The organism is Vibrio sp. S234-5 (genome assembly GCF_000960595.1).
Taxonomy (GTDB): Bacteria; Pseudomonadota; Gammaproteobacteria; order Enterobacterales; family Vibrionaceae; genus Vibrio.
The window spans coordinates 1-4,700 of record NZ_JZAM01000184.1; the positions used below are offsets into that span (position 1 = coordinate 1).

Below are 4,700 nucleotides of genomic sequence, written 5' to 3' on the forward strand. Positions count from 1 at the left end.
AGTAGAGGGTGTGAACAACCGAATAAAGACGCTGAACAAAGTCGCCTATGGGTATCGTGATTGGGAATTTTTTGAGTTAAAAATCAAAGCCAGTCATGAGGCGAAGTATCGATTTTCCGGATGAACCCCAAGCTGACTAACCGCGCTCAATCCAAAAACTCAATTGAGGCAACTGCTCAAAGCTCGCGCTGACAAACAATGCTGATTTGCCGATAAACCGAAACGAATTGCCTAAGGAAGAAAGAAAAGACCACAACCAATTGATTTTATTTGTTTTAAGCTAACGCCCTGTTAAGTAGTGAGGCATGCACTACAAAAGCTTCCGCAACACTACGTAATCACTAAAACCGCTGCAAACCAAAAATGCCACGCATGCCGAATCTGCTTGAACAGTTTGTTATGCGTTTACTCAAAGATTTCATAATGACGTTCAACATTGACTGTCACTTTGCCCCAATGAGAAGCTTTTACTCTTTTCTGATGTTGTTCAAAAGCCACTTTATCCACGAACTCTTCATAAACATCAAATCGAAGAGGGTTTTCCGGATTTTCAATGACGCTGAAGGTAATACAACCAGACTCGTCGAGAGTAAGTCGTTTGTGATTTACCAGCTCATTTTTCACTAATTCAAGATCCGACTCAGGAACTAAAATAAAACCTTTCAATGTTACTTTTGACATGAAATTCCTTGTTACGCATAACGCCCTGCTAAGGGGTGAGCAATGCACTACAAAAGCTACCGCACACCAACTTAATCACAAAACTCACCGCATACTAAAAATGCCACGCATTGCGAATCCCTCTTAAGCAGTTTGTTATGTTTAAGCTTCAAGGGGTTACGTTTTGCCTAAACCAAGATTAACTCAGCTTTGAGCCACTAACAAAAGCCAAAAAACCAAAAACTGAAATGACTCATAATTTTGAAAATCAGACTTTGAACTTTGGCAGCTAAAACGAAAAGACCTAAGATCAAATTTCCGATTGAACCAACCGCCATAACCTCGCGCTTGCCCGAAAATTGATTGAGGCAATTCTCTGAATTTCCAGCGCCAAAGAATAATTGTCCGGAAAACAGCGCCCACTGAAGCCAACTTGCCGACAAGCACAAAACCAATCAGCCAAGGGAACAAAGAAAAACATAAACCACTGATTTTACGTAATTAAACATAACGCCCGGCTAAGGGGTTGACAACACCACCGAACTCAAAAAACACACCGTAAACCCTGAATTTCAATTTTGCACTAAAGCCGCCACGCGTTGGCAATCCCTCTTGAGCCGTTTGTTAGGCCAACTGATTGACACCGGCACTTTCAAAACCAAAGAACGAGCTTTTTTGTAAACTTGAAACAAACTAACCGATTCATTTATAAACCAAAATTCTGAATCAGCAAAGAAACAAAAAAACTCAAATTGAGCGGTTTGGAAGAAAAGTGACGAGCGTAGCATGCTCGGCGGACGTTTGGATGCTGAAGGTTATTTTGCCGATGAATTCACAGCGAGAAACAACCCAACGCGATCATGAAACAGCAAATATGTGATGATTATTTATTGCTTAAGTTAAGGCACAAAACCTTGAATTCACCGTTCAATTCCAACTCGTTTTAGCTGATAAAAACTCACTTTGCCTAACGCCCGCTTAAGGGGCAGACAACGCTACTACCAAGTTTCCGCATAACACCGCAATCACACAAACCAACGCATAGTAAAAATGCCCCGCGTTGGCTGTCCCTCTTGAAGCGTTTGTTATGTGGCTTTGCCTCGTAAGCCAATTAAGTTACCAAATGGGTCTTCTACTTGACAAATTGAAAGCCCATTTTCTATTTCCATTGGGCCTCTGTATAGCTTTGCGCCAAGAGCCTCAAAGCATGTTAATGACTTGGATAAATCGTTTACCGACCAATAAAGAACAGTACCATTTTTACCAGAGCCCACCTTTTCATCAGCTTGCACTATTTCAATAGAAAAGCCATTAAGGTCTAACACTGTAAAATCAAAATCTGAGTAATAAACAGGCTTCGCGTCAGAAAAGGCTTTTTGATACCAACTTAACCCCTGTTCTACATTAGGGACATGAATAAGAACTGCTGCTGGGGTCATATTTTCTCTCTTGCCACATAACGCCCGCCTAAGGGGCTGGCAACGCATAACACAAGACTCAAACACAACAACCGTAACCACTACGGCTCATTGGGACTGGAAACGCCGCGCGTTGACAGTCCCTCTTGAGGCGTTTGTTATGCAGTTGGTTGCTATAAATGCTGCTATTTTACGGTAAAACCAAACTATCGCTTGGTAGCCACTGCCTTTATTGAGACAATCCTCACCGTTATTTCTACATCAACGGACAACTATGAAACTCTTAGTTCGCAACCTTGCTCGCACTACAACTGAGCACGACATTCGTAAACTGTTTTCTGAACACGGCTCTGTTACCGAATGCACTCTCGTTTTAGACCAAGAAACCGGTCTATCTAAAGGCTTTGCTTTCGTCGAAATGCCTGAGGCTTCAGAAGCAAAAACGGCAATTGCAGCGCTGAATATGGCAAACGTTGCCAAAAGCAAGATCCGAGTCAAAGCAGCTCAATAAAGCAAATTCTAAAGCCAGCTGAAAATGCTGGTTTTTATTGCCCAAAAAACTGCATAACGCCGCGTTAAGGGGTGAGAGCCGCCTAAACCAGCTTTCCGCAGACCACTTTCACCACAGAAATCACTGCATACCAAAAATGCCACGCGGCACGAATCCCTCTTTAACGCTTTGTTATGTTTATTTAGCCCAAGATTTCAGACAGTTAAATGCTTCAGCGACTGTTTCAAACTGAATTTTTGTTAAACAGACTTCCGCTAAACAGAACTCATGACGTTGAATCAATCTAGATGCTTCCTCTGCTGAAATCTGGATTGAGTTTCCAATCAAGTGAACTACTGAGCCATCTGAAACAATTGAATAGACAAAACCTTCAGAATCAATGACTCGATCGCTTGGACTAACGATCAAATCCACACACTCGCTATTCAAATCAGCTTCTGAACCCAAATAAGCAAGCTCATCATCACCATCTAATTTCAGAATACAAGGCCAATTGACCATGAACTTCTCCGATAAACATAACGCCCGGTTAAGGGGCAGCCAACGCCATTACCAAGCTTCCGCATAACACCGTAACCACAAAAACCAACGCATGATAAAAATGCCGCGCGTTGGCTGTCCCTCTTGAACCGTTTGTTATGTTTAAGCTTCAATGACTTACGTTTTACCAAAACCAAGATTAACTCGGTTTTGACTGACAAACAAAAGCCAAAACCTGAAAAACTGAAACGACTCATAGATTTGAAAAACAGACTTTGAATTTCGGCAATTCAAGCCCAAAAACCTGTGATCAAAATATTGATTGAGCCAGCCGCACCTACCTCGCGCGTACTCGAAAATTGACTGAGGCAACACTCTGAATTTCCAGCGCCAAAGAATAAATGTCCGGAAAACAGCGCCAAACGAAGCCAACTTGCCGACAAGCACAAAACCAACAAGCCGAGGGAGCAAAGAAAAGATGCAACCAACTGATTTGACGTGATTAAACATAACGCCCAATTAAGGGGTGAACAACGCAACCACCCACACCTAAGGCATTGTGCCATAAACACTAAAACTGAAGTAGAAGCAAAAATGCCAAGCGTTGTGAATCCCTCTTAAATTGATTGTTATACGCAAACCCGATTACACGCTTCAATCTCAATATTCTTTAGCTTATGGCATTTTTCTGTACCGACCAAAGAGACTAAAAACGGACAATTGTAGAGATCTAGTAATTTCAACTCAGATAAGCACTCTATGCCGTCAAGAGTTTCTAGCTTTCTCGAAGTAAGGTACAACTGCTCTAAGTTTTTCATACCACTTAGCAATTTAAGGTTCTGATTTGGATAGTTTACGAGGTTCAGATTTCTGATTGAATCAAGTGAAAACATTGAACTTAGACCTTTGGACCAAGTAGCTTTAAAAACCTTCAAATCGGAAAAACGCGTAAAATCTATTTTTTGTTGGCTTTTGCACTGAAGGCCTAAAACTTCCAACTGTGTCAAAGCCTCAAGACTCTTCAACCCAGTTGCATCCCAAACGTATATCTCCAAACTTTTCAGAAACGTAAGCTGTGATATGAATGAAATGTCTCGCTCTTTGAAGCCGAAGGAGTCCGTCAAACGAAGCGCTCTAATTTCGTTAGAAAGCATATATTCCAAGACATTATCTGACCAAGAGTCTTTTAAGATTAAGACACTACCTATACCATTTTCATCGGCACGAATTTCGAATTTATCCATTTTTCGCCTTTGCGTATAACGCCGCGTTAAGGGGTGAGTGCCGCTTAAACCAACTTTCTGCAAACCACTTTCACCACAAAAATAACCGCATACCAAAAATGCCACGCGGCGCGAATCCCTCTTGAACGCTTTGTTATGTTTATTTTTCCGCGATAATTATTAGGCTATCAGTAAAGGAATAACCATAGCCTAAACCAAAACTAGAGAAGTGGACCCCAATGGTTGGACACATAAGCTCATTTCTTAAGTGGTTGACCCAGCTCATGCTGCGTATCTTTGCCTACCGAAGTAGGCCTCATCAGGAGTGAGGTTATTGAGTCCTTGATGGTTACGCTCTTCATTATAAAACACCATGTAGTTGCCGATTTCAAGCTCGGCTTCACGGGG

At 41.8% G+C, this 4,700-nt stretch carries 6 protein-coding genes and 3 pseudogenes; 2 read left to right on the forward strand and 7 right to left on the reverse strand.

The window, feature by feature from the left end; translation table 11 throughout:
* Positions 1–124, forward strand: a 124-nt coding sequence (locus UF06_RS09045) for a transposase (RefSeq protein WP_045569239.1), incomplete at its 5' end; no start/stop codon positions are given.
* Positions 125–405: 281 nt separating this feature from the next.
* On the opposite strand, the gene UF06_RS09050 is transcribed toward UF06_RS09045, so the two are convergent.
* Together UF06_RS09050 and UF06_RS09065 are read right to left on the reverse strand one after the other, a co-directional pair.
* Complete coding sequence (locus UF06_RS09050) at positions 406–681, reverse strand: antibiotic biosynthesis monooxygenase (RefSeq protein WP_045570163.1); 276 nt, start codon at positions 679–681, stop codon at positions 406–408.
* Positions 682–1,745: 1,064 nt separating this feature from the next.
* On the reverse strand, positions 1,746–2,099 hold the full coding sequence (locus UF06_RS09065) for a glyoxalase/bleomycin resistance/dioxygenase family protein (RefSeq protein WP_045570166.1): 354 nt from the start codon (positions 2,097–2,099) through the stop codon (positions 1,746–1,748).
* Positions 2,100–2,352: 253 nt separating this feature from the next.
* Between UF06_RS09065 and UF06_RS09070 the strand changes: the two genes are divergently transcribed.
* Positions 2,353–2,589 carry an RNA-binding protein gene (locus UF06_RS09070; RefSeq protein ID WP_000772130.1) on the forward strand — a complete coding sequence of 79 codons (237 nt, stop codon included), beginning with the start codon at positions 2,353–2,355 and terminating at the stop codon, positions 2,587–2,589.
* An 8-nt stretch (positions 2,590–2,597) separates the two neighbouring features.
* On the opposite strand, the pseudogene UF06_RS28340 reads toward UF06_RS09070, so the two are convergent.
* From UF06_RS28340 to UF06_RS24115, 5 genes and pseudogenes are all read right to left on the reverse strand, one after another.
* Positions 2,598–2,780 (reverse strand): annotated as a pseudogene (locus UF06_RS28340) (hypothetical protein); the annotation flags it as partial.
* Positions 2,767–3,090 carry a DUF4144 domain-containing protein gene (locus tag UF06_RS09075; RefSeq protein ID WP_045570167.1) on the reverse strand — a complete coding sequence of 108 codons (324 nt, stop codon included), beginning with the start codon at positions 3,088–3,090 and terminating at the stop codon, positions 2,767–2,769. The gene UF06_RS09075 and the pseudogene UF06_RS28340, both read right to left, overlap by 14 nt.
* Positions 3,091–3,359: 269 nt before the next feature.
* The gene (locus tag UF06_RS27655; RefSeq protein ID WP_226972885.1) at positions 3,360–3,557 is read right to left on the reverse strand and encodes a hypothetical protein; all 198 of its coding nucleotides are present in this window, start codon (positions 3,555–3,557) and stop codon (positions 3,360–3,362) included.
* 771 nt (positions 3,558–4,328) lie between these two features.
* Positions 4,329–4,418, reverse strand: a pseudogene (locus tag UF06_RS24110) (DUF3265 domain-containing protein); the annotation flags it as partial.
* A gap of 156 nt (positions 4,419–4,574) precedes the next feature.
* Positions 4,575–4,700: pseudogene (locus UF06_RS24115) on the reverse strand (IS3 family transposase); the annotation flags it as partial.

Bases quoted from the DNA above. Each gene is read 5' to 3' on its own strand.
- UF06_RS09050 (WP_045570163.1), bottom strand. From the start codon at position 681: ATGTCAAAAGTAACATTGAAAGGTTTTATTTTAGTTCCTGAGTCGGAT.
- UF06_RS09065 (WP_045570166.1), bottom strand. From the start codon at position 2,099: ATGACCCCAGCAGCAGTTCTTATTCATGTCCCTAATGTAGAACAGGGG.
- UF06_RS09070 (WP_000772130.1), top strand. From the start codon at position 2,353: ATGAAACTCTTAGTTCGCAACCTTGCTCGCACTACAACTGAGCACGAC.
- UF06_RS09075 (WP_045570167.1), bottom strand. From the start codon at position 3,090: ATGGTCAATTGGCCTTGTATTCTGAAATTAGATGGTGATGATGAGCTT.